General features: G+C 67.4%; 26 protein-coding genes and 2 riboswitches. Of the genes, 18 read left to right on the forward strand and 8 right to left on the reverse strand.

The window, feature by feature from the left end; genetic code table 11:
• Positions 1-37 precede the first annotated feature (37 nt).
• The 4 genes from gcvH to ACTIF2_RS10795 form a co-directional block, all read right to left on the reverse strand.
• Positions 38-412, reverse strand: a complete 375-nt coding sequence (gcvH, locus tag ACTIF2_RS10780) for a glycine cleavage system protein GcvH (RefSeq protein WP_439497060.1) — start codon at positions 410-412, stop codon at positions 38-40.
• A 33-nt stretch (positions 413-445) separates the two neighbouring features.
• Positions 446-1,603, reverse strand: a complete 1,158-nt coding sequence (gene gcvT / locus ACTIF2_RS10785; RefSeq protein ID WP_439497061.1) for a glycine cleavage system aminomethyltransferase GcvT — start codon at positions 1,601-1,603, stop codon at positions 446-448.
• A gap of 50 nt (positions 1,604-1,653) precedes the next feature.
• A riboswitch (glycine riboswitch) is annotated at positions 1,654-1,762 on the reverse strand.
• Positions 1,763-1,863: riboswitch (glycine riboswitch) on the reverse strand.
• Between the two features lie 93 nt (positions 1,864-1,956).
• Positions 1,957-2,562 (reverse strand): hypothetical protein, encoded by a 606-nt coding sequence (locus ACTIF2_RS10790; RefSeq protein ID WP_439497062.1) that lies wholly within the window; start codon positions 2,560-2,562, stop codon positions 1,957-1,959.
• Entirely contained in the window at positions 2,559-3,068 is a 510-nt protein-coding gene (locus ACTIF2_RS10795) for an invasion associated locus B family protein (protein WP_439497063.1), read from the reverse strand. The genes ACTIF2_RS10790 and ACTIF2_RS10795 overlap by 4 nt, the downstream gene beginning before the upstream one ends.
• Positions 3,069-3,382: 314 nt before the next feature.
• Here ACTIF2_RS10795 and coxB point away from each other — a divergent pair, with 314 nt between their 5' ends.
• The 12 genes from coxB to ACTIF2_RS10855 all read left to right on the forward strand — a co-directional run bounded on the left by coxB (position 3,383) and on the right by ACTIF2_RS10855 (position 16,553).
• On the forward strand, positions 3,383-4,267 hold the full coding sequence (gene coxB, locus ACTIF2_RS10800) for a cytochrome c oxidase subunit II (protein WP_439497284.1): 885 nt from the start codon (positions 3,383-3,385) through the stop codon (positions 4,265-4,267).
• 57 nt (positions 4,268-4,324) lie between these two features.
• Positions 4,325-5,959, forward strand: a complete 1,635-nt coding sequence (ctaD, locus tag ACTIF2_RS10805; protein ID WP_439497064.1) for a cytochrome c oxidase subunit I — start codon at positions 4,325-4,327, stop codon at positions 5,957-5,959.
• A 143-nt stretch (positions 5,960-6,102) separates the two neighbouring features.
• Positions 6,103-7,059 carry a heme o synthase gene (locus ACTIF2_RS10810; protein WP_439497065.1) on the forward strand — a complete coding sequence of 319 codons (957 nt, stop codon included), beginning with the start codon at positions 6,103-6,105 and terminating at the stop codon, positions 7,057-7,059.
• Positions 7,056-7,226: a DUF485 domain-containing protein gene (locus ACTIF2_RS10815; RefSeq protein ID WP_439497066.1), complete on the forward strand. Its 171-nt coding sequence runs from the start codon at positions 7,056-7,058 to the stop codon at positions 7,224-7,226. Before ACTIF2_RS10810 ends, ACTIF2_RS10815 begins: the two co-directional genes overlap by 4 nt.
• A complete protein-coding gene (locus ACTIF2_RS10820; protein WP_439497067.1) occupies positions 7,226-7,822 on the forward strand; it encodes a cytochrome c oxidase assembly protein in 597 nt (198 codons plus the stop codon). Before ACTIF2_RS10815 ends, ACTIF2_RS10820 begins: the two co-directional genes overlap by 1 nt.
• A 55-nt stretch (positions 7,823-7,877) precedes the next feature.
• Positions 7,878-8,744 carry a cytochrome c oxidase subunit 3 gene (locus tag ACTIF2_RS10825; protein ID WP_439497068.1) on the forward strand — a complete coding sequence of 289 codons (867 nt, stop codon included), beginning with the start codon at positions 7,878-7,880 and terminating at the stop codon, positions 8,742-8,744.
• Positions 8,745-8,809: 65 nt separating this feature from the next.
• Entirely contained in the window at positions 8,810-9,184 is a 375-nt protein-coding gene (locus ACTIF2_RS10830) for a DUF983 domain-containing protein (protein WP_439497069.1), read from the forward strand.
• Positions 9,181-9,945 carry an SURF1 family protein gene (locus ACTIF2_RS10835; RefSeq protein ID WP_439497070.1) on the forward strand — a complete coding sequence of 255 codons (765 nt, stop codon included), beginning with the start codon at positions 9,181-9,183 and terminating at the stop codon, positions 9,943-9,945. The genes ACTIF2_RS10830 and ACTIF2_RS10835 overlap by 4 nt, the downstream gene beginning before the upstream one ends.
• A gap of 220 nt (positions 9,946-10,165) precedes the next feature.
• On the forward strand, positions 10,166-11,581 hold the full coding sequence (gene thrC, locus ACTIF2_RS10840; protein ID WP_439497071.1) for a threonine synthase: 1,416 nt from the start codon (positions 10,166-10,168) through the stop codon (positions 11,579-11,581).
• Positions 11,578-12,921 (forward strand): M16 family metallopeptidase, encoded by a 1,344-nt coding sequence (locus tag ACTIF2_RS10845; protein ID WP_439497072.1) that lies wholly within the window; start codon positions 11,578-11,580, stop codon positions 12,919-12,921. The genes thrC and ACTIF2_RS10845 overlap by 4 nt, the downstream gene beginning before the upstream one ends.
• A gap of 6 nt (positions 12,922-12,927) precedes the next feature.
• Positions 12,928-13,542 carry a GNAT family N-acetyltransferase gene (locus tag ACTIF2_RS10850; RefSeq protein ID WP_439497073.1) on the forward strand — a complete coding sequence of 205 codons (615 nt, stop codon included), beginning with the start codon at positions 12,928-12,930 and terminating at the stop codon, positions 13,540-13,542.
• A gap of 101 nt (positions 13,543-13,643) precedes the next feature.
• Positions 13,644-16,553 carry an EAL domain-containing protein gene (locus tag ACTIF2_RS10855; RefSeq protein ID WP_439497074.1) on the forward strand — a complete coding sequence of 970 codons (2,910 nt, stop codon included), beginning with the start codon at positions 13,644-13,646 and terminating at the stop codon, positions 16,551-16,553.
• Between the two features lie 28 nt (positions 16,554-16,581).
• Here the strand turns inward: ACTIF2_RS10855 and ACTIF2_RS10860 are convergent, their stop codons facing one another.
• Positions 16,582-17,193, reverse strand: a complete 612-nt coding sequence (locus tag ACTIF2_RS10860) for a YqgE/AlgH family protein (protein ID WP_439497075.1) — start codon at positions 17,191-17,193, stop codon at positions 16,582-16,584.
• A gap of 179 nt (positions 17,194-17,372) precedes the next feature.
• Here ACTIF2_RS10860 and ACTIF2_RS10865 point away from each other — a divergent pair, with 179 nt between their 5' ends.
• The 5 genes from ACTIF2_RS10865 (at position 17,373) to ACTIF2_RS10885 (ending at position 21,226) form a co-directional block, all read left to right on the forward strand.
• The gene (locus ACTIF2_RS10865) at positions 17,373-18,224 is read left to right on the forward strand and encodes a protein-disulfide reductase DsbD domain-containing protein (protein ID WP_439497076.1); all 852 of its coding nucleotides are present in this window, start codon (positions 17,373-17,375) and stop codon (positions 18,222-18,224) included.
• Positions 18,225-18,272: 48 nt separating this feature from the next.
• Entirely contained in the window at positions 18,273-18,758 is a 486-nt protein-coding gene (locus ACTIF2_RS10870; RefSeq protein WP_439497077.1) for a peroxiredoxin, read from the forward strand.
• Positions 18,759-19,071: 313 nt separating this feature from the next.
• Positions 19,072-19,521: a GNAT family N-acetyltransferase gene (locus ACTIF2_RS10875; protein ID WP_439497078.1), complete on the forward strand. Its 450-nt coding sequence runs from the start codon at positions 19,072-19,074 to the stop codon at positions 19,519-19,521.
• Positions 19,522-19,581: 60 nt separating this feature from the next.
• Positions 19,582-20,547, forward strand: a complete 966-nt coding sequence (locus ACTIF2_RS10880) for a threonine ammonia-lyase (protein WP_439497079.1) — start codon at positions 19,582-19,584, stop codon at positions 20,545-20,547.
• 142 nt (positions 20,548-20,689) lie between these two features.
• Positions 20,690-21,226, forward strand: a complete 537-nt coding sequence (locus ACTIF2_RS10885; protein WP_439497080.1) for a dihydrofolate reductase family protein — start codon at positions 20,690-20,692, stop codon at positions 21,224-21,226.
• A 33-nt stretch (positions 21,227-21,259) separates the two neighbouring features.
• Here ACTIF2_RS10885 and rnhA read toward each other — a convergent pair whose 3' ends face one another.
• Genes rnhA through ispH form a run of 3 tightly spaced genes read right to left on the reverse strand, consistent with a single transcriptional unit; the run spans position 21,260 to position 23,646 of the window.
• Entirely contained in the window at positions 21,260-21,706 is a 447-nt protein-coding gene (rnhA, locus tag ACTIF2_RS10890) for a ribonuclease HI (RefSeq protein ID WP_439497081.1), read from the reverse strand.
• Positions 21,703-22,668, reverse strand: a complete 966-nt coding sequence (locus tag ACTIF2_RS10895; protein ID WP_439497082.1) for a homoserine kinase — start codon at positions 22,666-22,668, stop codon at positions 21,703-21,705. The genes rnhA and ACTIF2_RS10895 overlap by 4 nt, the downstream gene beginning before the upstream one ends.
• Before the next feature lie 6 nt (positions 22,669-22,674).
• Positions 22,675-23,646 (reverse strand): 4-hydroxy-3-methylbut-2-enyl diphosphate reductase, encoded by a 972-nt coding sequence (gene ispH, locus ACTIF2_RS10900; RefSeq protein WP_439497083.1) that lies wholly within the window; start codon positions 23,644-23,646, stop codon positions 22,675-22,677.
• Positions 23,647-23,842: 196 nt separating this feature from the next.
• Here ispH and ACTIF2_RS10905 point away from each other — a divergent pair.
• Positions 23,843-25,133, forward strand: a 1,291-nt coding sequence (locus ACTIF2_RS10905) for a monovalent cation:proton antiporter-2 (CPA2) family protein (protein WP_439497084.1), incomplete at its 3' end; no start/stop codon positions are given.

Below are 25,133 nucleotides of genomic sequence, written 5' to 3' on the forward strand. Positions count from 1 at the left end.
CGCTACGCTCCGTCCGAGAATGACGCGCGAGCGCTTCTCACAGCGTCTTCACGTAGTCCTGGTACTCGGCCTCGCTCATCAGGCCCTCGAGCTCGCCGGCGTCCTTGAGCTTCAGCTTGACGAACCAGCCCTTGCCGGCCGGGTCCTCGTTGACGGTGCCGGGCGTGGCTTCGAGCTCGCTATTGACCTCGACGACCTCGCCGGAGACCGGCGCGTAGACTTCCGAGGCCGCCTTGACGCTCTCGACGACCGCCGCCTCGCCGCCCTTGGCGACCGCCTTGCCGACCGCCGGCAGCTCGACGAAGACGACATCGCCGAGCTGGCCCTGGGCATAATCGGTGATCCCGACCGTGCCGGTATCGCCCTCGATGCGGATATATTCGTGGTCCTTGGTGTAGCGGGTCTCGGCCATGGTCTTACGTCTCCCGAAGAGGATTGAGAAAAATCAGCGCTTGTAGCGGTTGGGCACGAAGGGCATCGACGCGACGGTCGCCGGCAGCGGCTTGCCGCGGACGATCAGGTCGAGGCGGGTGCCGGGGGCGGAATGGGCCTTGGCGACATAGCCCATGGCGCAGGGCGCATTCAGCGTCGGGCCGAAGCCGCCGGACGTGACCTTGCCGACGATCTCGCCCTCGGGCGTCGCGATCTCGGCGCCTTCGCGGGCCGGCGCGCGGCCTTCAGGCAGCAGCCCGATGCGAATGCGATCGGTCCCCTCGGCGAATTCGCGCTGGATGCGCTCCGCGCCCGGGAAGCCGCCCTCCTCGCGCCGGCGCTTCTGGATCGACCAGTTCAGCGCCGCCTCGACCGGCGAGGTCGTGGTGTCGATGTCATGGCCATAGAGGCAGAGGCCCGCTTCGAGCCGCAGCGAATCGCGTGCGCCCAGGCCGATCGGCTTGACGCGCGGATCGAGCAGGAGCGCATCCCAGATCTCGCCGATCTTCCCGGCGGCGGCCGAAATCTCGTAGCCGTCCTCGCCGGTATAGCCGGAGCGGCTGAGATTGGCCTTGACGCCTGCGACCTTCATGCTGCGCGCACTCATGAAACCCATCTCGGCGGCTTCGGGCGCGAGCGCGGCCAGCGCCTCGGCGGCGGCCGGGCCCTGTAGCGCGATCAGCCCGCGATGCTCGGCGCGGACCAGCTTCACATTCACCGGCAGGCGGGCCTCGATATGGGCGTAATCGGCGGTCTTGCAGGCGGCGTTGACGATGAGGAGCAACGCGCCGTCCTCGTCCGGCTCGATCGAGCGCGTCACCATCAGGTCGTCGAGGATGCCGCCTGTCTCGTCGAGAAGCTGCGAATAGCGCTGCTTGCCGGGCGCGAGATTGAGGATATCGGCCGGAACCAGCGCCTCGAGCGCGCGCGCCGTGGTCTCGTGGTCGGGGCCGATCAGGAAGGCCTGGCCCATATGGGAGACGTCAAAGAGCCCGGCCTGCTCGCGCGTCCAGTTATGTTCGGTGAGGATGCCGGACGGGTATTGCACCGGCATGTCGTAGCCGGCGAAGGGCACCATGCGCGCTCCCAGCGCGACATGACGGGAATGGAGCGGTGTCTTCAGCAGCGCTTGTGCGCCTGCGGCATCGGCTTCAACGGCCTCGGCAGCCATGACGGCCCCTTCCAGAATCGAGCGCCAGCCCCGGACGGAACTGTCCGGAGCGCGCCCCCTCTGTCTCGGAACCTGAGAGATTTCCCTGCCCGGCGCGATCGGCCGGAGAGGTTACACCCGTCGGTGGGCGGAATCGCTCCCGCCGCTTTCCAGAGTGCCAATTCCCACGCGGTCCGTTTGCCTGAGCGTTTCCGGGGCGGTTGCGCCTTCGGCGCCGGTTTCGGACAAGGCCCGAACCCGGTCTCTCCCGCGGGGATGATGCGGCGTCAGCACAGATACAAGAGACGGCCCCCGAGTCAATCGGGCGGGCGCCTCACTTCACGGCAATCGCCGGGGTGCTGGCGACGCCTGAGTTAGCGACGCCTGCGCGAGCGCGCCGGGGTCGCGGCGCCGCCCTGGCTCAGGCCGATGATGATCTCGACCTCGCCGGTACCGGGCGGAACGACGATGCCGTCCTCGACATGGGTGAAATCGGTTCCGCCCTGCCCGGCGGGAATCGTGCCGCCGACGCGGACGGCGCGGCGGGCGACGACCGCGGTGTTGCGCAGAACCTGCATGTTGAGGGTCGCGTAGTAGCTGCCGGCGCCGCCGGCACGGCCGATCAGAACGCGCCCTTCGACGCCGATCTTGAGGCCGAAGCCGCCATTGCCGGTCGGCTTGCACTCGCGCGCGATGTTCAGGATCGAGATCTGGTGCCGCAAGGTGTCGCTATCGGCGCCGGACTGGGCGCGAACGGCGGCCCCGCCCTCGGCGATGACCACGGCCGGGCAGTTGAAATTATCGTCCTCGGCGGGAGGAAGCTCCATCACCGGCGGCGGCGTCGACGACTGGAACATCACCATGTTGGTCAGCGACTGCATGCCGCCCGACCCGCCCGAGGACGAGCCGCAGCCGGCGAGACCAACGCAAAGCATCGAAGCGGCCAGCCAGTGCAGCCGGCGGGAGGTCACATCAATCACGGCAAGGTCTCCACGCCAGGCCCGAAGCCGGAAAGCGAGACGGGGATGCCCACGCCCTCCTCCGGTGTCTGAAATACGATGAATGTGGCGCTTTTGCCGGTCTTGAGCTGGCCGAGCAAGGTGTCGTCCATCACCACCTCGGCGACGCAGCCGGTGGTCAGGCAGCGGACGAAACCGGCCCGCCCGATATCCTTGTCGTCGATCTTGAGGCCGAGCCCGGAGGGCAGCAGCACGCCGAGCGGCGCCACGACGCGCAGGAGCCGGCTCTTCTGGTCCGCCGTCTTCAGGACGATGACGAGCAGAGTCAGATTCGGCCGGTCCTCGGCCGCGACGTTCTGCACGAGCGCGCATTGCTCGACCTTGGCGCCAGGCGGCACCTCGCAGCGCATCTGCCAGTCGCCATGCGTCGCCTTCACCGCGCCCTGGGCGAAAGCCGGACCCACGGCCAGACAGGCGCCCGCAGCCGCCAACGCAGCCGCGAAGACAGGTCCGATGATCTTGCCCATCCCCGTCATTCCCCTTCAAACCGGCAGTCGCGGCCGGACTTCGCTCCCCAAGCGCCTGCGTTGGGACCATGCAAGGCCTTGTCCTGTCAAGGAGAGAGCGGCCCCCGACCCATGCAACAGCGCTCTGGCCTCGCGCGATTTTGCCGCACGGCATGCGTTGAAGGCCCGCATTGCCCCTCTGGCGCTGGCGTGATCTTTGATTTATCGCAATGCCGAAGAACGAGGCGGGCCGCAGGGCACGCGTCGTCACGCGTGGCCGCACAGACCTCAAGGACGCGGACCGCGACGGGCATCACAGGAGCTATGTCGGACCGATGCGATTTCTGAGCAGGACCATTGCAACAGTGGCTGCCGCGGCCTTTGCCGCCGGCGCGACGACGATCGTCCCCAACAGCGCGCTGGCCGGCACCGGCATGCCGTCGCCCTATCAGATGAACCTGCAGGGGCCGGCGACCGAGGTCGCGGAATATATCCACTGGTTCCATGACTGGCTCAACGTCATCATCTTCATCATCTCGGTCTTCGTGCTCGGGCTGCTCGTCTATGTCGCCTGGCGGTTCAACGAGAAGCGCAATCCCGTTCCGTCCAAGACGACGCACCACGCGCTGCTCGAGGTGGCCTGGACGGTCATTCCGGTCCTGATCCTGGTCGTGATCGCCATCCCGTCCTTCCGGCTGCTCAAGCTGCAGCTCGAGATTCCGCAGGCCGACGTCACCGTGAAGGTCACCGGCAAGCAGTGGTACTGGTCCTATGAGTACCCGCAGGACGGCGGTGCGTTCGGCTTCGATTCGCTGATGCTCGACGAGAAGCAGCGGGCCGAGGCGATCAGCAGCAAGAAGATCGCGGAAGCCGAGGCGCCGCGCCTGCTCGCCGTCGACAACGAGGCGGTGGTGCCGGTCGGCAAGATCGTGCGCGTCCAGGTCACCGGCGCCGACGTCATCCACAAGTTCACGGTGCCGTCCTTCGGCATCAAGATCGACGCGATCCCGGGCCGTCTCAACGAGACCTGGTTCAAGGCCGACCGCGAGGGTATCTATTACGGCCAGTGCTCGTTCATCTGCGGACAGAACCACGCCTATATGCCGATCGCCTTCCGCGTCGTGAGCCCGGAGCGCTATGCGGCCTGGCTCGCCGAATCGAAGCAGAAATTCGCCAATGCCGGCGACGCCGCCGGCAAGGTCGCCACGGCGGCCAAGTAAACCGAACCTGATCTGACTGACTCTCGCGAACAGATTTCGCACGAGGAGACGAACTCCATGGCAACCGCGGCTCCGGACGCTCACGCCCACGAACACGGACATGACGAGGCCCACGCCAACCCGACCGGGTGGCGGCGCTGGCTGATGTCGACCAACCACAAGGACATCGGCACGCTCTACCTGGTCTTCTCGATCATGGCCGGCCTCGTCGGTGGCTTCCTCTCGATCATGATGCGCATCGAGCTGCAGGAGCCTGGCCTGCAGATCTTCGCCAACGGGCAGAGCTACAACGTCTTCGTCACCGGCCACGGCCTGATCATGATCTTCTTCATGGTCATGCCCGCCGTCATCGGCGGCTTCGGCAACTGGTTCGTGCCGCTGATGATCGGCGCGCCGGATATGGCCTTCCCGCGCATGAACAACATCTCGTTCTGGCTGACGGTCGCCGGCTTCGTGCTGCTGATCACCTCGATGTTCGTCGAGGGCGCGCCGGGCGCCCATGGCGTCGGCACCGGCTGGACGATCTATCCGCCGTTCTCCTCCACCGGCCACCCGGGCCCCTCGGTCGATTTTGGCATCCTGGCGCTGCATCTGGCCGGTGCGGCCTCGATCCTGGGCGCGATCAACTTCATCACCACGATCCTGAACATGCGCGCGCCCGGCATGACGCTGCACAAGATGCCGCTCTTCGCCTGGTCGGTGCTGGTCACCGCCTTCCTGCTGCTGCTGGCGCTGCCGGTTCTGGCCGGCGCCATCACCATGCTGCTGACGGACCGCAATTTCGGCACGACCTTCTATGACCCGACCGGCGGCGGCGACCCGATCCTGTACCAGCACCTGTTCTGGTTCTTCGGCCACCCCGAAGTCTACATCATGATCCTGCCGGCCTTCGGCATCGTCAGCCACATCATCTCGACCTTCTCGAAGAAGCCGATCTTCGGCTATCTCGGCATGGCCTATGCGATGGTGGCGATCGGCGTTGTCGGCTTCATCGTGTGGGCCCACCACATGTACACCGCCGGCCTCTCGCTCAACACGCAGCGCTATTTCGTCTTCGCCACAATGGTCATCGCGGTGCCGACCGGCATCAAGATCTTCTCGTGGATCGCGACGATGTGGGGCGGCTCGCTGCGCTTCACCGCGCCGATGCTGTGGGCGATCGGCTTCATCTTCCTGTTCACCGTCGGCGGCGTGACCGGCGTCGTCCTGGCCAATGCCGGCGTCGACCGCTCGCTGCACGCGACCTATTACGTGGTGGCGCATTTCCACTACGTGCTGTCGCTCGGCGCCGTGTTCGGCATCTTCGCGGGCTTCTACTACTGGTTCCCGAAAATGTCGGGCTATGTGATCCCGGACTGGGTCGGGAGGGTGCATTTCTGGATCGCCTTCTTCGGCGCCAACCTGCTGTTCTTCCCGCAGCACTTCCTTGGCCTCGCCGGCATGCCGCGTCACTATGCCGACTATCCGGACGCCTTCGCGGGCTGGCATTTCTGGTCCTCGATCGGCTCCTACATCTTCGCGGCCGGGCTGCTGGTGTTCTTCTACGGCGTGATCGTCGCCTTCACGAGGAAGCAGCTCGCCGGCGACAACCCCTGGGGCGAAGGCGCGACGACGCTGGAATGGACCCTGCCCTCGCCGCCGCCCTTCCACCAGTTCGAGACCCTGCCGCGCATCACCGGCTCGGACCACTGATCAAGCAAGGCGGCGGGCGCCAGCGCCCGCCGCCGCCCCTCCCCCGAGCGCCCCGCGAGGCGTTCCGGCGACGGGCGGCACAGCCGCACCAGTTCTTACCCTCGGCCCCGATGGGCCGCCGACAGAGTGAAACGACAAGACCGATGTCCGCTGCGTTCGACAGGTTCGATCCCCGCACCGACGACGTCGCGCTGAGCTCCACGGGCGAGGCGCGCGACTTCTTCGCGCTGCTGAAGCCGCGCGTGATGTTCCTCGTCGTGGTCACGGCGCTCGGCGGCATGGTCACGGCTCCCGGCGCGATCCATCCCGTGATCGGCCTCGCCGCGCTGATCGCGATCGCGGTCGGAGCCGGCGCGTCCGGGTGCCTCAACATGTGGTACGACGCCGATATCGACGCGCTGATGGTGCGCACCGCCAAGCGCCCGATTCCCGCGGGCCGGGTCCTGCCCTCCGAAGCGCTCGCCTTCGGCCTGACGCTCGCGATCGGCTCGGTGATCGTGCTCGGCCTCGTCGCCAACCTGCTCTCGGCTGCGATCCTGGCCTTCACGATCTTCTTCTACGCCGTCGTCTATTCGATGTGGCTGAAGCGCTGGACGCCGCAGAACATCGTGATCGGCGGCGCGGCCGGCGCCTTCCCGCCAATGATCGGCGAGGCGGTGGTGACGGGCGATTTCGGCCTGCGCTCGCTCGTGCTCTTCGCCATCATCTTCCTGTGGACGCCGCCGCATTTCTGGGCGCTGGCACTGGTCAAATCCAGCGACTACGCCCGCGCCGGCATCCCGATGCTGCCCAATGTCGCCGGCCCGGCCGCGACGCGCCGGCAGATCGTGGCCTATACGCTGCTGATGGCGCCGGTCGCCGTGCTGCCGGCCCTGATGGGCTTCGGCGGGCTGATCTACCTCGTCGTCTCGGTCGTCACCGGACTTGCGATGATTGCGCTTTCGTTCCGCGTCCTGCGCGTGACCGAGGGCGACGCCGCCCACAAGGCCGCCTATGCCCTGTTCGGCTTCTCGATCCTCTATCTCTTCCTGCTCTTCGCGGTGCTTCTCGCCGAGAACGGCCTCGGCCTGATGTGGGCGCTGCCCAAGGTGCTGGGATGAGCGGCGCGCCAAAACCCAAGACCCCGCCGGCCTTCTCGCCGGAAGACATGGCTCGCCGGCGGCGGCGCTCGGTCGCGCTGGCGCTGGTCCTGGCCGGGCTCGTGATCTTCTTCTTCGTGGTGACGCTGGTGAAGACCGGCCCCGCCATCATGAACAGGCCGCTGTGATGGGCGCAGCCTCGCCGAATCGCCAGGACGCCAGGATCCGCCGGACGGCGCTGATCTGCGCCGGCGTCGCGGTCGGCATGACCGGCCTCGCCTTCGCGGCGGTGCCGCTCTACGACCTGTTCTGCAAGGTCACCGGCTTCGGGGGCACGCCGATGGTCGGCACGGCGGCGGCGGGGCGCATCCTCGACCGCAAGATATCGGTGCGCTTCGACGCCAATGTCGCCCCCAGCCTGGGCTGGCGCTTCCAGCCCGAAAGCTCGGAGATCACCTTCCGCGTCGGCGAGACGCAGACGGTGTTCTACAAGATCACCAACACCAGCGACCGCATATCGACGGGCATCGCCACCTTCAACGTCACGCCGACGCAGGGGGCCGCCTATTTCGTCAAGCTGCAATGCTTCTGCTTCACCGAGCATACGCTCAAGCCGGGCGAGACGCTGGAAGCGCCGGTCGTGTTCTATGTCGATCCCGAGATCGAGCAGAATCGCGATCTCAACGGGGTCAATTCACTGACGCTGTCCTACACCTATTTTCCGTCCAAGGCCGGTCAGCCTGTCGCGGAAAGCAAGGGTGACGCGGACAAGTCGAAACTATAAAGCTGCGGCAGCCGTTAGCGCTGAGCAGAGACGTCGGACGCGGAGACAAAGCAAGATGGCCGGGGCCCATACCAAGAACCACGACTACCATCTCGTCGACCCGAGCCCGTGGCCGATCATCGGCGCGGCGAGCGCGACGATCATGGCGATCGGCGCGGTGATGTGGATGAAGGCGATGACGCTCGGCGGCATGCATATCGCCCCGCTCGTCTTCGGCATCGGCCTGCTCGGCGTGCTCTACACCATGCTGGCCTGGTGGATGGACGTCGTGCGCGAGGCCGAGCACGAGGGCCATCACACCCGCGTCGTCCAGATGCATCACCGCTACGGCATGCTGATGTTCATCGCCTCGGAGGTGATGTTCTTCGTGGCCTGGTTCTGGGCCTATTTCGACGCCAGCCTGTTCAACGGCGAGACCATCCAGTACGCCCGCCACGAGTTCACCGGCGGCACCTGGCCGCCGAAGGGCATCGAGACCTTCGACCCCTGGCACCTGCCGCTGCTCAACACGCTGATCCTGCTGACCTCGGGCACCACCGTGACCTGGGCCCATTACGCGCTGATCCAGAACGATCGCAAGGGGCTCAAGCAGGCGCTCTGGCTCACCGTGATCCTCGGCGTCCTGTTCACGCTGTGCCAGGCCTACGAGTATTCCCACGCCGCCTTCGCCTTCAGCGGCCATATCTACGGCGCCACCTTCTTCATGGCGACCGGGTTCCACGGCGCGCATGTCATCATCGGCACGATCTTCCTGGCGATCTGCCTGTACCGGGTCTATCTCGGCCACTTCAAGCCGGCCCAGCATCTCGGCTTCGAGTTCGCCGCCTGGTACTGGCATTTCGTCGACGTGGTCTGGCTCTTCCTGTTCGCCGCCATCTATGTCTGGGGCGCCGGCTCCGGCGTCGCAGCGGCAGCGCACTGAGCCGCCGCCTCATTTTGATCCCGAAGGCGGCCGCGAGGCCGCCTTTGTCTTTTGAGGAGCTCGCCATGGCCGAGCACGAACACAGCGCCCCCTCTCCCTATTCGACTGGGCTTTCCGGCCGCTGCCCCCGCTGCGGCGAAGGCAAGCTCTTCGACGGTTTCCTGAAGATCCGCCCGCGCTGCGCCGCCTGCGGACTCGATTTCTCCTTCGCGGATTCGGCTGACGGGCCGGCCGTCTTCATCATGCTGATCGCCGGCTTCGCCGTGCTCGGCGCGGCGCTTTATGTCGAGATCGCCTATGAGCCGCCGATCTGGCTGCACCTGGCGATCTGGCTGCCGCTCGCCGTCATCGTCTGCCTGGCCATGCTGCGGCCGATGAAGGGGCTCGCGGTCGCGCTGCAATATGCGCACAAGGCCGAAGAAGGCCGGCTGAAGAAATGAGCGGCGACGACAAGCCTGCCAGCGAAAGGCGCCCGCCGCTCCTGCTGCCCGCCATCCTGACCCTTTGCGGCACGCTGGTGCTCTGCCTGCTGGGCAGCTGGCAGCTCTCCCGGATGGAGGAGAAGCGGGCTTTCATCGAGCGCCTACAGGCGCAGGCGGCCGGGGCGCCGGCCCCGATCCCGCCCGAGACGCAATGGACGTCGCTCGACCCCGCGAAGCTCGACCTGACGCGCGTCTCCGCGAGCGGACATTTCGTGGATGGCGCCTTCGCCGGCGTTCGCACCACGATCGCCTCCGGCGGGCCGGGAACGCGGCAGCTCTCCGGTTTCGGCCGCTGGATCTTCCAGGGCTTCCGGCTCGACGCGGGCGGGGTCGTCCTCGTCAATCGCGGCTTCGTCCCGGAGGCGCGCCTCGCCGAGATCAGGCCGGCTTCGGGGCCGGCCACGGTGACCGGCTTCCTGCGCGCACCGGAAATGCGCGGCAGCTTCACGCCTGCCGACCTGCCGGCCAACCGCGAGTTCTTCACGCGCGACCCGGCCGCGATCGCCGCCTCGCTCAGCCTGCCTGCGGCGCCGTTCTACCTGGAAGCGGAGCGCCAGGGCGACGGCCTGACGCCGCCTGCCGGCGTCGACGCGAAGGAACTGATCGCGCGCATCCCCGACAACCACCTGCAATATGCGCTGACCTGGTTCGGGCTGGCGCTGACGCTGATCGGCGTGTTCGCGGCCTTCGCATGGCAGGGGCGGCGCAAGGGCGCCTGACCTCCCCCGTCATTGCGAGCGCAGCGAAGCAATCCAGGGGCCGCGCGTGAGCCCTCCTGGATTGCTTCGTCGCTGACGCTCCTCGCAATGACGGCTAACCTCCAGCCCTCTTCCTGGAAGCGCGGGGAACTCCGCGCCCCATCTCCGGGGCCTTGGCTTCCCCTTTGCCCTTGCCCCTCTCCCGGCCTATAGCATCAGCACGATCACAGAGAGCGATACCGTGCTGCATGTCTCGACACGGGGGGAAGCGCCCTCCCTCGCCTTTTCCGATGCGCTGCTTGCGGGCCTCGCCCGCGACGGCGGGCTCTATGTCCCGAAAGCCTGGCCCCGCATCGGCACGCAGGAGATCGCCGGTTTCGCCGGCAAGCCCTATGCCGAGGTCGCGGAGCGGATCGTCGGTGCGCTGGCCGATGGCGACATCGAGGCCGCCGCACTCAAGGCGATGATCCGCGAGGCCTATGCCACGTTCCGGCATCCCGCGATCTGCCCGCTGACGCAGCTCGGCGACAACCTGTTCGTGCTGGAGCTCTTCCACGGCCCGACGCTCGCCTTCAAGGACGTGGCGATGCAGCTGCTCGGGCGGCTGATGGACCATGTCCTGGCCTTGCGCGGCGAGCGCGCCACCATTGTCGGCGCGACCTCGGGCGACACCGGCGGCGCCGCGATCGATGCCTTCAAGGGGCTCGAGCGCGTCGACATGTTCATCCTCTACCCGCAGGGCCGCGTCTCGGACGTGCAGCGCCGGCAGATGACCACGGTCGATGCGCCCAATGTCCACGCCATCGCCGTCGAGGGCACCTTCGACGACTGCCAGAACCTGGCCAAGGCGATGTTCAACCATCACGCCTTCCGCGACGAATTGCGGCTGTCCGGCGTGAACTCGATCAACTGGGCCCGGATCGCGGCGCAGGTCGTCTATTACTTCACCTCGGCCGTCGCGCTCGGCGCACCTAGCCGCAAGGTCTCCTTCGCCGTGCCGACCGGAAATTTCGGCGACGTGCTCGCGGGCTGGGCCGCCAAGCAGATGGGGCTGCCGATCGAGCGGCTGATGATCGGCACCAACAGCAACGACATCCTGCCGCGCACGCTCGAGAGCGGCGTCTACGAGATGCGCGGCGTCGCCGCCACGACCTCGCCCTCGATGGACATCCAGATTTCGTCGAATTTCGAGCGGCTGCTATTCGAGGCGCATGACCGCAACGGCGCGGCCGTGCGCAGGCTGATGCAGTCCCTGCAGCAATCCGGCCGTTTCGAGATCGCACCGGAACCGCTCTCCCGGATCCGCGGCGAGTTCGATGCCGGCGCGGTCAGCGAGGCCGAAGTTGCCGACGAAATCCGCCGGACCTGGCGCGAGGCCGGCTATCTGCTCGATCCGCACAGCGCGATCGGCGTCGCCGCCGCGCGGCGTGGGCTGAAGACCGACCCGGCGACGCCGACGATCGTGCTCGGCACGGCGCATCCGGCAAAATTCCCGGCCGCGGTCGCGGCGGCGAGCGGCGTGACGCCTGCCCTGCCCGCCCATCTCGGCGACCTGATGGAGCGCGAGGAGCGCTTCACCCTGCTGCCGAACGACCAGGGACGCATCGAGGCCTTCATCCGGCAGAATGCCAGAACGGTCCGGGGAGCAGCGGCATGAGCGCGACCGGACCGGCCGAGACCGCCACACTGGCCGCGCCGGCGGCGCAGTCCGAAGGCGCGCATGATCCCGAGGTGAGCCTGACCACGCTGCCCTCCGGGCTGCGGGTCGTCTCCCAGCGCATGGAGCACGCTGCGACGGTCTCGCTCGGCATCTGGATCGGCGCCGGCTCGCGCGACGAGCTTCCGGACGAGCACGGGCTCGCCCATTTGCTCGAGCACATGGCCTTCAAGGGCACGTCCCGCCGCAATGCACGCCAGATCGCCGAGGAGATCGAGGGTGTCGGCGGCGATCTCAATGCCGCGACCAGCGTCGAGTACACCTGCTACACCGCGCGTGTCCTCGGCTCCGACCTCGCATTGGCCGTCGATATCCTGGCCGACATCCTGACCGCGCCCAAGCTCTCCGCCGACGAGCTCGCGCGCGAGAAGGGCGTGATCCTGCAGGAGATCGGCGCCGTCCAGGACATGCCCGACGATCTCGTCGGCGACCGCTTCCTGCAGGCGGCGTTTCCCGACCAGCCGCTCGGGCGGCCGATCCTGGGGACGGCCAAGACCGTCAAGAGCTTCAAGCCCGCCGCGATCCGGGCCTATCTGGCGCGGCACTACCACGCCGGCAACATGGTCCTGGCCGCCTCCGGCGCCGTCGATCACGACGAACTGGTGGCGCTCGCGCGTGATGCGCTCGCGGCGCTGCCAGATGCGCCGGCGACGCCCTTCGACCGCGAACCCGGCGAATATCGCGGCGGCGAGGCACGGATCGAGAGCGACGAGGAACAGATCCACCTGATGCTCGGCTTTCCCGGCCAGGCGTTCAAGGACGGCAAGCATTACCCGCTCCAGGTGTTCTCCTCGGTGCTCGGCGGCGGCCTCTCCTCGCGCCTGTTCCAGGAGGTGCGCGAGGAGCGCGGCCTGGCCTATTCGATCGATGCCTTCCACTGGCCATTCTCGGATTGCGGCGTGTTCGGGATCGAGGCCGGCACCGCGCCGGAGGATGTCGGCGAGCTGATCGAGGTCTCGCTCGCCTGCCTGCGGCAGGCGGCCGAGGACGTGACCGAAGCCGAGGTCGCCCGCGCCCGCGCCCAGATGAAGGTCGGTCTGCTCGCCTCGCTCGAAAGCCCCGGCGGCAAGCTCGAACAGATGGCGCGACAGGTCCTGGTCTTCGGCCGGGCGATCCCGCGGGAGGAGCTGGCGCAAAGACTGGACGCCGTCACGCTGGAGGATGTGCGCGCCGCCGGGCGCTCGCTCCTCGGCCATCAGCCGACGATCGCGGCCGTGGGGCCGCTCGACGGATTGCCGCCGGCGGCGCGGCTGCGCCAGGCTGCGCGCTCCAGGGACTGAGCGGCCATGGCGCTCTTCCGCTTCTCGACCGACCCGCCGACACGCCCGCTCATTCGCACGCCGAATCTCATGCTGCGGGCGCCGCAGGCGTCGGATTATGCGGCCTGGGCGGTCCTGCGGATGGAAAGCCGCGAGTTCCTGACACCGTGGGAGCCGGTCTGGAACGAAGACGACCTGACCCGAAATTCGTTCCGGCTCCGGGTCAAGCGCGCGGCGCGCGAGATCGCCGCCGACGAGGCCTATCCGCTCTTCATCATCGATGCCGGCTCCGAGACCCTGCTCGGAGGGCTGACGCTCGGCCTCGTCCGCCGCGGCGTCGCCCAGGCCTGCACGCTCGGCTACTGGATGGGCCAGCGTCATGCCGGGAAGGGACACATGACCGAAGCGGTGCGCGGGGCGCTGCGCTTCGCCTTCTCCGATCTCGGCCTGCACCGGGTCGAAGCCGCCTGCCTGCTGGACAACCACCCGTCTCGACGCCTGCTCGAGCGCGTCGGCTTCCGGCGCGAGGGCGAAGCCCGGGCCTATCTGCGCATCAACGGGCAATGGGCCGACCACCTGCTTTATGGCGCCCTTTCGACCGACGCGCTGCCGGGCGATACCGGGCCGGGTCGGGCGCGATGATCCACAAGGCCGCCTTCCCGCCTTGCCCTCGCCACGACCGGTCGGTACGACTTGGTCCCCAGTTCCGCGTGATCGCGCCCCATTCCGAGATCGAGCCGCGCTTGTCCCTCCCCGACCGACTTCACCGGCTTGGCCTCACCATTGCAGGCCTCGTGGTCCTGTTCGTGCTGGCGCTGTCGGCATCGGCGCAGGCGGTCGAGGCGGTGCGCGTGCCGGTGGATGCGCCTGTGCTCGACCTGACCAATGTGGTCGAGCGCAATAAGTCCGATGGCGACGTCATCCAGATCTCGACCGCGCCGGGGCCCGACGGGATCGTGCGCCGCATCGCGGTCAGGGCCCGCGAATCGGGCGCAAGGCCGGACTGGATCGTGTTCGCGCTGACCAATGATTCCGACGAGCAGATCGACCGGCTCCTGGTCGCGCCGTTCCACCGCCTGATCGGCTCGGGCGTGATCTGGCCCGATCTCGGCGACACCCGCATCGAGGCGGTGACCGCGAGCCAGGGCCTCAGACCCGAGCGCGAGGAAAGCCCCGACGCCGACGTCTTCATGATCACGCTCGATCCCGGCACGACCGTGACTTTCGTCGCCGAGCTGAAATCGCCCAACCTGCCGCAGCTCTACCTGTTCGAGCAGGAGGCCTATCGCCAGAAGACCAACGGCCTGACGCTCTACAAGGGCATCATCATCGGCATCGCCGGCCTGCTGGCGCTGTTCCTGACCATCATCTTCGTCGTCAAGGGCGCCGTGATCTTCCCCGCCGCCGCGGCTTTGGCCTGGGCGGTCCTGGCCTATGCCGGACTCGATTTCGGCTTCTTCCAGCGCATCTTCCCGCTGACGCCGGCGATCGAGCGAATCTATCGAGCGGGTGCAGAGACCGTGCTGGCGGCGACGCTGCTCGTCTTCCTCTTCGCCTATCTCAACCTCTCGCGCTGGCATGTGCGCTACAGCCACGTCACCATCGTCTGGATGCTCGGCCTCGCCGGCCTGGTCGGGCTTGCGGTCTTCGACGCGCCGATGGCGTCGGGCATCGCGCGCATCTCGATTGCGGCGGTCGCTGCCGTCGGTTTCGTGCTGATCCTGCATCTCGCGACGCATGGCTACGAGCGGGCCGTGATGCTGATCCCGACCTGGTTCCTGCTCGCGGTCTGGGTGACCGCGGCCGGGTTCACCGTGACCGGACAGTTCTCGCGCGATCTCGTCGCGCCCGCCCTGATCGGCGGACTGGTGCTGATCGTGCTGCTGATCGGCTTCACGGTCATCCAGCACGCCTTTGCCGGGGGCGCGCTGGCACAGGGGCTGGTGTCGGACACCGAGCGCCGGGCGCTGGCCCTGTCGGGCTCCGGCGACCTCGTCTTCGACTGGGACGTCAGCGCCGACAAGATCTTCGTCTCGCCGCAGATCGAGACCCTGCTCGGCCTGTCGCGCGGGTCGCTGGAAGGCTCGGCGGCGCGCTGGCTCGAATACATGCATGTCGCTGACCGCGACCGCTACCGCGTCACGCTCGACGCCGTGCTCGAGCAGCGGCGCGGCCGCCTGCAGCTCGATTTCCGCCTGCGCGCCGCGAACGGCACCTATCACTGGTTCAACCTCAAGGCCCGGCCGGTGATCGGCTCGAACAGCGAGGTGATCCGGGTGATCGGGACGCTGTCCGACGTCACCGAGCAGCGCACGGCGCAGGAGCGGCTGCTGCACGACGCCGTGCATGACAACCTGACCGGCCTGCCCAACCGCAAGCTGTTCCAGGACCGGCTCGGAGCGGTCTTCGGCTTCTGTCGCGCCGACGAGACCATCCGGCCGACCGTGATCGTCATCGACATCGACCGCTTCAAGCAGGTCAACGAATCGGTCGGCTTCTCGGCCGGCGATTCGATCCTGCTGACGCTCGCCCGCCGGCTCGGGCGCCTGCTGCGGGCGCAGGACACGCTGGCGCGGATCGGCGGCGACACCTTCGCCATGATCCTGGTCTCCGAGCGCGACCCTGAACGCATCCTCGCTTTGGCGGAACTGGTGCGCCGGGCCGTCTCGACCCCGGTCACCTTCTCGGAGCGCGAGATCTTCCTGACGCCCTCGATCGGGCTTGCACTGTTCGACGCCGCCCCTGCGGCGCGCAAGGACGACGCGCTAAAGAATGCCGAGCTCGCCATGGCCCATGCCAAGCGCCAGGGCGGCAACAAGATCGAGGTCTTCGTGCCGGCGATGCGGACCGACCGCAACGACAGGCTGGCGCTGGAAAGCGACCTGCGCCGGGCGATCGAGCGCGGCGAGATCCAGGTGATGTACCAGCCGATCGTCAGGCTGGAAGACCGCACCATCGCCGGCTTCGAGGCGCTGGTGCGCTGGGACCATCCGCGCGAAGGCCGGCTGCTACCGCAGGATTTCCTCGCCATCGCCGAGGAGACCGGGCTGATCGTCGATCTCGGCGTCTATGTGATGGACCGCACGGCGCGCGAACTCGCCGCCTGGCAGGCCGCGCTCGAGGTCGACCCGCCGATCTTCGCCAGCGTCAACGTCTCGAGCCGCCAGCTGCTGCGCCACGACCTGCTGCGCGACGTCAAGACCGTGCTGGCACGCCGGCGCGTGCTGCCCGGCACGCTCAAGCTCGAGATCACCGAAAGCCTGGTGATGGAGAACCCCGAATATGCGGCGCAGATGCTCTCGCGCATCCGCGAGCTCGGCGCGGGCTTGTCGCTCGACGATTTCGGCACCGGCTATTCGTCGCTGTCCTATCTGCAGCGCTTCCCCTTCGACACGATCAAGGTCGACCAGAGCTTCGTGCGCCAGATGGGCAACGGCAAGCCGCCCGTGATCCTGCGCTCGATCGTGCAGCTCGCCGCCGACCTGCGCATGGACGTGGTCGCCGAGGGCGCCGAGACGGAATCCGACGCGATCGAGCTCTACCAACTCGGCTGCCAATATGCGCAGGGCTACATCTTCGGCCAGCCGATGACCGCGGCAGAAGCGCGCAGGCTGGTGGGAGCGGCGGCGGCCTCGTCATCCGAGGCGGCTTAAATCCTTCTCCCGCCAGGGAGAAGGAAAGCTAGGCGTGCCCGGCCTCGCTCGACAGGAAAGCCGGGTCGATGCCGATCTTGTTCAGGGCACGCTGGTATTTGGTCTCGACGCCGTCGTCGAACAGCAGGGCGTCGTCGGCGGCGCAATGCAGCCAGCCATTCGACTGGATCTCCGATTCGAGCTGGCCTGCGCCCCAGCCGGCATAGCCGAGCGCCAGCACCGCATTCTCCGGCCCGCTGCCGATGGCGATGGCGCGCAGGATGTCGAGCGTGGCCGTGAGGCAAATGCCGTTATCGATTGGCAAGGTCGCCGATTCGAGGAAGAAATCGGCCGAATGGAGCACGAAGCCGCGCTTGGTCTCGACCGGGCCGCCGCGCAGGACCTGCATCCGCTCGGCCTGGCTCGGCAGGCGAATCAGCTCGTCGGACGGAATCACGTCGAGCTGCACCAGGAGATCGGGAAATTTCGTATCGGAGGCCGGCTTGTTGACGATGATGCCCATGGCGCCATCCTCGGAATGCGCGCAGACATAGACGACGCTGCGCACGAAGCGCGCATCCGTCATGCCCGGCATCGCGATCAGGCATTGCCCGTCGAGATAGCTGCGTCCGCTGACACGTTGGGTCGAACCGAGTTTCATGGGCCCATGCTAATTCATAATCCGCGTTGCTGGAAACCGGGACCGATGCGCGAAAAAAGGTCATCGCGATTGCGCCCCAATCTTGCGCGATATCCGGCCTCACCCGTGTCACATGATCGCCAGCCATCGTGAGAGAGATTGTTTCGCTTTTCGAAGGCGAGTTCCCTAGAACGATACCCGTGAAATCGATTTCACTCCTGTCCGCCCTCGCCGCTTTGGCGCTGAGCGTCCCTGCGCTGGCGCAGGAGGCGGCGGTGTCGCCGTGGTCGCCGAGCACGCATTCGTCGATCCGGCTCATTGCCGGGGCGACCGCGGCCTCGGGCAAGCAGCGCATCGGCGTCGAGATCACCATGTCGCCGGGCTACAAGACCTATTGGCGCAGCCCCGGCGACGCGGGCGTGCCGCCGGTGTTCGACTGGAGCGGCTCGCTCAATGTCGGCGGGCTCGATGTCCGCTGGCCGGCTCCCGAACGATTCGAGGACGGCAACGGCTACTCGGTCGGCTATGTCGGCGAGGTCGTCGTGCCGGTCTCGGTCCAGCCGGTCGATCCGGCGCAGCCGGTGATGGTCGTGCTCAAGCTCGACTACGCGGTCTGCGAGAAGATGTGCATCCCCGCCAAGGGCGAGGCCCGGCTCTGGCTCGAGCCCGGCGTCACCTCCGTGACCTCGCCGCGCCTCGAGAGCTTCCAGGAGCGCGTGCCGCTCCCGGTCAAGCTCGGCCCGCACAAGGACAAGATTTCCGTCCTGGAGGTGAAGCCCGGCGAAGCCGGCGCCGAGCCGAACGTGCAGTTGCTGCTGCAGGCGCCGCCGGACGGCACGATCGACGACGTCTTCGTCGAAGGTCCCGGCATGTGGTCCTTCGGCAAGCCGAGCCTCAGCCCGCAGCCGGACGGCACCATCGCGGCGACGGTCAAGATCAACGATCGGCCGAAAGGCTCTTCGGGCCCGATCCCCTTCATCGTGACGGTGCGGGGCAAGCCGGCGGCGGTGGAAGCGCGGCTCGAACTCGACATCCCGGTCGCCAAGCCCTAATCGGTGACCGAGGCGGCACGGCGCCGCATGGCTCACGGAGAACAGGCGATGACGATCAAGGTGGGTGACAAGCTTCCGCAGGCGACGTTCCGGGTCATGACGGCCGACGGACCGGCCGCGAAGACGACGGATGACCTGTTCAAGGGCAAGAAGGTGGTGCTTTTCGCGGTGCCGGGCGCCTTCACGCCGACCTGCCACAAGAATCACCTGCCGGGCTACCTGAACAAGGCCGCCGAGATCAAGGGCAAGGGCGCCGACGCGATCATGGTCACCAGCACCAACGACGTCTTCGTCATGGACGCCTGGTCGAAGGCGACGGGCGGCGCCGGCGTGATCGAGTTCCTCTCGGACGGCAATGCCGATTTCGCCAAGGAGATCGGGCTGTCGCTCGACGGTTCCGGCTTCGGCCTCGGCACGCGCTCGCAGCGCTATTCGATGATCGTCGAGGACGGCGTGGTGAAGGCGCTGAACGTCGAGGACGCGCCGGGCAAGGCCGACGTCTCCGGCGCCGAGGCGCTGCTGACGCAGCTCTGAGATCGCCATTTCACGCCCGTCATTCTGGGGCGAAGCCCGTCCCCTCTCCCCTTGCGGGAGAGGGCCAGGGTGAGGGGTCTCGCGACGTTGATCGTGAGCGTACCGAGGCGTTTCCCGAAGCCTTCAAGACCTGCGCGACCCCTCATCCGGCGCTACGCGCCACCTTCTCCCGCAAGGGGAGAAGGGACGAACGCCCGAGCATGACGCCTGATATATTCCAGCAGCGAATCCGATCGATCCGATCTGCGCTTGTCATGAGACAGCGCGGCGCGCGCTCGCTAGCCTCCCCATAAAATCGAGGAGACGCTGCCCCATGTCCGAGATCACCATTCGTCCTCTCGTCGCCGGCGATCGCGCTGCCTGGGAACCGCTCTGGGAAGGCTACCTGACCTTCTACAAGTCGAGCCTGCCGCCCGAGCTCTACGACCTGACCTTCAAGCGCCTGACGGGCGGCTCCGATCCGATGGGCGGCTTCGTCGCCGAGCGCGACGGCAGGATGCTCGGCATCGTGCACTGGGTCATGCATCGCACGACCTGGAGCGCCAAGGACATCTGCTATCTGCAGGATCTGTTCACGGTGCCGGACGCGCGTGGCGGCGGCGTCGGCCGCAAGCTGATCGAGGCCGTGCGCCAGATGGCGCAGGCGAAGAACGCCTATCGCGTCTACTGGCAGACGCACGAGACCAACCTCGCCGGGCAGGAGCTCTACGACAAGGTCGCCGACAAGTCGGGGTTCATCGTCTATCGGCAGGCGCTGAGCTGACGCGCCCGGGCTTCGTCACCAATGGCGACCCGCCCTGACGCGATCAGATGAAGGACCGCCATGCGTCTGGATATCAAGCGGATCGAGGCTGCCGTTGGAAAGATCGACCCGGTCTTCCTGAACTCGCCGCAATATGTCTGCGAGAGCCTCAGCCGCGAACTCGGTTGCCGGATCGTGCTGAAGGTCGAAACGGTGAACCCCATTCGCTGTTTCAAGGGGCGCGGCGTCGAAACGGCCCTGTCCGGCCTCCTGTCGGGGAACGGACCTCAAAAGGTCGTCTGCGCGAGCGCCGGGAATCTTGGTCAGGCGCTGGCCTATAGCGGCCGGCTACGGGATTGGCCGGTCACGGTCACGGCATCGTCGAAGGCAAACCAGTCGAAGATCGAGCGGATGAAGGCGCTGGGCGCCAACGTGATCCTCGTGGATGGAGCGATCGAAGAAGCGCTGGCTGCGGCAGCCGAGTTTTCGGAGCGGACCGGCGCTTTCCTGATCGAGGACAGCAAGAATCTCGGAACTTGCGAGGGTGCGGGGACGATCGGGCTCGAGTTGGCTGCGTTCTCTCCCTCGCTCGATGCGGTCCTGATTGCGCTCGGAGCCGGAGCGATGGCGACCGGCGTCGGCCATGCGATGAAGTCCCGCCTTCCCGCCATCGAGATCCTGACCGTCCAGCCCGAGCAGGCGCCCGGGATGACCCTGTCCTTCCGGGCCGGCCGCGTGGTCGACGCAGGCGCGCCCGACACCATCGCCGACGGCGTGGCCGGGCGCTATGTGATCCCTGAGGTGCTGGACGACCTCAGCGAGGTGGCCACCGACGCATTCCTGGTCAGCGAGGACAGCATCAGGGACGGCATGCGCCTGCTTTACCGCTGCTCGGGATTGATCGTGGAGCCGGCGGCGGCGCTCGGCATCGCGGCGATCCTGGAGAACCGCGACCGGTTCCGCGGCATGACCGTGGCGACGATTCTCTGCGGCGGGAACATTTCCACCGCGGATTTCGAGAAATGGGTCGTTCAACCCGGCCGATAGCGGCGGATGGGCGCTCGCCCGCCAACCCGATCTTTGACAGCCGACGCTCTGCAACCCCCCATTGTGGTCAGTTCAGGTTGCGCTTACCTACCGCGTCCTGCGATCTTTTCGACCATCGCCCCACTGCCAACCTCGGGCCAGCATGATTACCGGACACGTCTTCATCGCCACCAGTCTGGACGGCTTCATCGCCAGGACGAATGGGACTATCGACTGGCTGCTCAGCCGCGATGATCCAGATGAAGACCACGGCTATCAGGATTTCATCAAGGACATCGACGGCCTCGTGATGGGGCGCGGCAGTTTCGAAGGCGTAGCAGCCTCCGAACCCTGGCCCTATGACAGGCCCGTCATCGTATTGTCGAAAGCCCTGGCTTCATCGCCGGTTCCGGAGCATCTGACGGGCCGCGTCCGCTTCGTGGACATGACACCCAAGGCCACGATGGAGATGCTGGCGATGGAAGGCTGGCGACGCGTCTACGTGGATGGCGGCCAGATCGTGCAATCCTTCCTTCGCGAAGGCTTGATTGCCGATATGGTGGTGACACAGGTCCCGGTCCTTATTGGCGAAGGTCGGCAGCTCTTCGGCCCCGTCGACAGCGACATCCCGCTGACCCATGTGATGACGAAGGCCTTCCCATCCGGGCTGGTGCAATCCCTTTACAGGATAGAAGCCTGACCTGTTCTTGCGCCCTGAAGCGGCGCCCCGCGCTCACCGCCGCGGCTTGAACGGCGCCATGCCTGCGCGCGCCAGCGCGTCGGCGCGCTCGTTCATGGCGTCGCCGGCATGACCCTTGACCCATTTCCATTCGATCTTGTGCTGCTTCAGCGCGGTGTCGAGGCGCTTCCAGAGCTCCTCGTTCTTGACCGGCTTCCTGTCGGCGGTCTTCCAGCCGTTCTTCTTCCAGCCATGGATCCAGCTGGTGATGCCCTGGCGCAGATATTGGCTGTCGGTGTGCAACGCGACGGCGCAGGGCCGGGTCAGCGTCTCCAGCGCCGAGATCGCGCCCATCAGCTCCATGCGGTTATTGGTGGTCAGCGCCTCGCCGCCGGAGAGCTCGCGCTCCTTGCCCTTATAGGACAGGATCGCGCCCCAGCCACCCGGCCCCGGATTGCCCGAGCAGGCCCCGTCCGTCCAGATCTCGACCGCCTCGCTCATCGCCGCAATCCATAGTCCCGTGCATCGGCCACACGCTGGTGGAAGGCGAGCTTGCGGTCGTATTCGAGCGGGTCATGCGGCTTGACCAGCGCGCCTGCCGGGACGTTCAGCCAGTCGACCAGCCGGGTCAGCAGGAAGCGCAAAGCCGAGCCGCGGCAGAGCGCCGGCAGGGCCTCGACCTCGGCGCCGGTGAGCGGGCGCACGCTTTCATAGCCTGCCAGCATCGCCTGGCCCTTGGTGAGGTTGAACGAAGCGTCGGCCTCGAAGCACCAGGAGTTCAGGCAGATCGCCAGGTCGTAGGCGAAGGCGTCGGTGCAGGCGAAATAGAAGTCGATCAGCCCCGAGAGCCGGTCCTTGATGAAGAAGACGTTGTTGGGGAAGAGGTCGGCATGGATGACGCCCCCCGGCAGGCCCTGCGGCCAGGATTTCTCGTGCCGCTCGATCTCGGCCATGACGCGCCTGGCCAGCCCCGGCGAGACCGTGTCGGCATCCGCGCCGGCCTGCTCGGCGAGAGGGCGCCAACCCGGGACCGAAAGCGCATTGGGGCGTTCCATGCCAAAACCCTCGCCCGCCTTGTGCAGGAGCGCGAGCGAGCGCCCGACCTCGGCGCAATGCACGGCGCCCGGCCGCTTGACCGAAAGCCCATCGAGAAAGGTCACGAGCGCCGCCGGCCGGCCGGCAAGCCGCCCCAGCGCCTCGCCGCGACTGTCCCGGATCGGCACGGGGCAGTTCAGCCCACGGTCCGCCAGATGCTGCATCAGCGCGACGAAGAAGGGCAGGTCCTCGGACCTGACGCGCTTCTCGTAGAGGGTCAGGATGAAGAAGCCCTGCGTCGTATGCAGCAGGTAGTTCGAGTTCTCGACCCCCTCCGCGATGCCCTTGGCGGCGAGCAGGTCGCCAATGCCGTAGCGCGCCACGAAGGCGGCCATCTCATCGTCGGGCACTTCGGTATAGACGGCCAAATTCGCTCACTCGGCCGCAGTCGGCGCAGGATGGTCGCGCAATTCGCGCGGCAGGGGGAAGAAGACGCTCTCGTCCGCCGTCGACACGGTCTCGACCCGGACCTCGTAGCGCTCGGCGAAGGCGTCGATGATCTCCTCGACCAGCACCTCCGGCGCGCTGGCGCCGGCGGTGATGCCGAGCCGCTTGATCGAGCCGAAGATCGACCAGTCGATCTCGTCGGTACGCAGGACGAGCCGCGCCGCCGGGCATCCGGCCCGCTCGGCGACCTCGCGCAGGCGCTGGGAGTTGGAGGAGTTCGGCGAGCCGACCACGATCAGCCCGTCTACCAGCGGAGCGACGCGCTTCACCGCCTCCTGCCGGTTGGTGGTGGCGTAGCAGATATCTTCCTTGTGCGGCGCGATCAGCTCCGGGAAGCGGGCCTGCAGCGCCTGGACGATGCCGCGCGTGTCGTCGACCGAGAGCGTGGTCTGGGTGACATAGGCGAGCGGCAGGCCGGCGGGCGGAACCAGCGTCGCGACATCCTCGAGCGTCTCGATCAGCGTGATCGCGCCGGGCGGCAATTGCCCCATCGTGCCGATCACCTCCGGGTGGCCGGCATGGCCGACGAGCAGGATGTGGCGACTGCGCTTGTGATGCACCTCCGCCTCGCGATGGACCTTGGTGACCAGCGGACAGGTGGCGTCGATGGCGAAGAGGGTGCGGGACTGCGCCTCGGCCGGAACCGATTTCGGCACGCCATGAGCGGAGAAGATCACCGGGCGGGTGGTGTCGGGCACTTCCGAGAGCTCCGCCACGAACACCGCACCTTTGCGCTTCAGCGACTCGACGACGTATTTGTTGTGCACGATCTCGTGGCGCACATAGACCGGCGCGCCATGCAGCGCGAGCGCCTTCTCGACCGCGTCGATGGCGCGCACGACGCCCGCGCAGAAACCGCGCGGCGCGCAAAGCAGGATATCGAGCGGCGGCTTGGTCACGCGACTGGACGGCTCCGGAAAGACTGGCGCCTTCTTTCGATGGGATGTCGGGTATGTCAAGGAACGTGGCGCCGCGGCGAAAGCCACAGGCGCGACTTATCTGCCCGCCAACCCTCGCAGCATGGCCCGCCAGCGCCTAGATTGCAGCCTCCCGGCCTTGTGCGGCGCCGCACAGACCCTCCCCGGACGATCCTCCATGGCCGATGTCACGCATACCAGCTATCTGCCTCCGATCCTGACCTTCTGCGCCGGCGCCGTGATCGCGGTGCCGCTGTTCCGTCGCCTCGGACAATCGGCCGTGCTCGGCTATCTCGCCGCCGGCATCGCCATCGGCCCGTCGGTGCTGGGCCTGGTCAAGGATCCCGACGCGATCCGCGGTATCGCCGAGCTCGGCGTCGTGCTCCTGCTCTTCCTCGTCGGGCTCGAGCTGCAGCCGGCCCGGCTCTACTCCATGCGCAAGGACATCCTCGGCGCCGGCCTCGCCCAGATGGCGCTCAGCGCCACGGTGATCGGCCTGGCGGCCTGGTGGCTCGGCCTCACGACCGGCGGCGCCATCGCCGTCGGCCTGGCGCTGGCGCTTTCCGCGACCTCGATCGCCCTGCAGGTCCTGGAAGAGCGGGGAGACGGCAGCGAGACCTATGGAAGGCGCACCTTCTCGATCCTGCTGTTCCAGGACATCTCGATCGCCCCGGCGCTGGCGCTGCTGCCCCTGCTCGCGACCACGGGCGAGGCGGTCAATGGCAAGGCGCCGACGCTGGCGGGCCTGGGCCTCGCCCTGCTCGCGGTGGCGCTGATCGTGCTGGTCGGCCGCTATCTGCTCAACCCGTTCTTCCGGATCCTCGCCGGAACCGGCGCGAAGGACGTGATGACCGCCGCCGCGCTGCTGATCGTGCTCGGCGCGGCGATGCTGATGGAGCAGGTCGGGCTCTCGATGGCGATGGGCGCGTTCCTCGCCGGCGTGCTGCTCGCGGACTCGCATTTCCGGCACGAGCTAGAGGCCGATATCGAGCCGTTCCGCGGCGTGCTGCTCGGCCTGTTCTTCATGGCGGTCGGCATGTCCTGCGACCTGCAGCTCGTCCTCGACAACGCCCTGCTGCTGGCGCTCGCCGCGCCCCTGCTGGTCGCGCTCAAGATCGTGGTCGCGGCCTCGATCCTGCGCGTCTCCTGTTCGTCGCGGATCGAGGCGCTGCGGGCGGGCGCCCTGCTCTCGCCGGCGGGCGAGTTCGCCTTCGTGCTGATCCCGCTCGGCGCATCGCTGGGCCTGCTGAGCGCGCAGCAAGGCGCGATCGCGACGGCGCTGGCGGCGCTCTCGATGCTGCTCGGGCCGGTCGCCGCCAAGCTGATCGACCTCTGGCTGGCGCGGCGCGCCGGCCCGGCCGAGACGATGGAGGAGGATTTCGACGGCGCGGGCGGCTCGGTCGTGGTCGTCGGCTTCGGCCGCTTCGGCCAGGTGGTGACGCAAGCGCTGCTGCTGCAGCATGTCGAGG

The organism is Allobosea sp. (assembly GCF_051860145.1).
Classification (GTDB): Bacteria; Pseudomonadota; Alphaproteobacteria; order Rhizobiales; family Beijerinckiaceae; genus Allobosea.